General features: G+C 74.9%; 1 protein-coding gene and 1 pseudogene. Both read left to right on the top strand.

What is annotated here, in order from left to right:
• Positions 1-70 precede the first annotated feature (70 nt).
• Positions 71-1,087 (top strand): annotated as a pseudogene (gene flhF, locus JHD63_RS22400) (flagellar biosynthesis protein FlhF); the annotation flags it as partial.
• On the top strand, positions 1,080-1,834 hold a 755-nt coding region (locus tag JHD63_RS22395), incomplete at its 3' end, for a hypothetical protein (RefSeq protein WP_198972989.1). The pseudogene flhF and the gene JHD63_RS22395, both read left to right, overlap by 8 nt.

The raw sequence follows: 1,834 nt of genomic DNA, 5'->3' as shown, positions 1-1,834 counted from the left end.
CCCCCCCCCCCCCCCCCCCCCCCCCCCCCCCCCCCCCCCCCCCCCCCCCCCTTTTTAGATGTGTATAAGAGACAGCCCGCGCCCCGCGCCGCTGCCGGCCGCGCCGCTGGAACTCGGCACCGCGCCCTCGCAGGGCATCGTGGACGAACTGCAGTCCATGAAGGAGCTGATCGAGGAGCGCTTCAACACCCTGGCCTGGCTGGGCCAGGCGCGGCAGGACCCGATCCAGTCCAACCTGATGCTCAAGCTGATCCGCGCCGGCTACTCCCCGGCACTGGCGCGCGCCGTGCTCGAACGCCTGCCGCAGGACGCCGACCCGGCCGAGGCCGTGCGCTGGCTGATGGAGGTGCTCGAGCGCAACCTGCGCACCGACCCCGAGCAACAGCCGCTGGCCGAGCAGGGCGGCATCTTCGCGCTGGTGGGCGCCACCGGCGTGGGCAAGACCACCACCGCCGCCAAGCTGGCCGCGCAGTGCGCCCGCATCCACGGGCCGGCCAGCGTCGGCCTGATCACCCTCGACACCTACCGCATCGCCGCGCACGAGCAGCTGCGCGCCTACGGCCGCATGCTGGGCGTGGTCGCGCACCTGGCGCACGACCGCGCCGCGCTGCAGGACCTGCTGGGCCTGCTGGTCGGCAAGAAGATGGTGCTGATCGACACCACCGGCGTGGCGCCGCGCGACCCGCGCAAGCGCGACATGCTCGACGTGCTCGACCTGCCGGGCGTGCAGCGCCTGATGGTGCTCAACGCCGGCGGCCATGGCGACACGCTGGACGACGTGGTCGCCTCGTTCAAGACCAGCGGCGCGCAGCAGGCCATCCTCTCCAAGACCGACGAAGCCGTGAAGCTCGGCCCGGCGGTCGATGCCCTGATCCGCCACCAGCTGGTGCTGCGCGGCGTGGCCAATGGCCAGCGCGTGCCCGAGGACTGGGAAGAGGCCGACGCCGGCCACCTGGTGCGCGCCTCGATGCGCGCGCCGGCCAAGTCGGCCTTCGACCCCCGGGCGGCGGACCTCAACTTCTTCTTTGCACAGGCCTCGGCCGCATCCGGCGCCGCCGCCCGCCCGCGGAGCATGATCCATGCTTGAAGCCCCCCTCGACCAATGCACCGGCCTGCGGCAGCAGACGCCCCCGGCCGCGCCGCGGCTGGCCGCCCTGGTGAGCCAGGGCGACCCGCACACCGAACTGCCGCTGCTGTGGCAACTGTGCGCGGCGCTGCAGGCGCTCGGCTACCAAGTGGCCGTGCTCGACGCCACGGTCGCCGAAACCCCGGACACCCCGGGGCTGGCCCAGTTGCTCGACGGCAGCATGGCCGCCGACGACGATCTGGAGGCCGATGGCGCCGCCGACCTGGCCGTATACCCTGCCGCCCGGGGCCTGGCCGCGCTCAGCGCCGACGCGCTCGCGCCCGCCGCCGTGCGCGCCGCGCGCCTGGCGCGCCTGGCCCGCGTGCTGCGCCCGCACGACCTGGCCCTGCTCTACGGCAGCGCTGAACTGCTCGCCGGCTGGACCGCCCAGTGCGGCATCGTGCCGGTGCTGCCGGCCGCGCCGCTGCAGCGCGGCGTGCTCGCGGCCTACCAGTCGCTGCGCGTGCTGCACCGCGCCGGCGTGGTGCCCACGCTGGCCTCGGTCGTCACCCGAGCCGGCATGGTCAGCGCCGGCAGCGCCCAGGCCGCACGCACCAATCTGGCGCGCTGCGCCGAGCACTGGCTGGGCTGCCGCATCGAGGTGCTGCGCGTGCGCGCCACCACCGCCGACGGCGCGACCGTGCCCGCCGAAGTGCACCGGCTGGCGCTGCGGCTGCTCGAAGGAGCTGCCACGCTGGCGCCAATGGG

It is taken from the genome of Xylophilus sp. ASV27, from assembly GCF_016428875.1.
In the GTDB taxonomy this organism is placed as follows: domain Bacteria; phylum Pseudomonadota; class Gammaproteobacteria; order Burkholderiales; family Burkholderiaceae_C; genus Xylophilus.
This window is presented reverse-complemented; position numbering and strand designations above follow the sequence as displayed.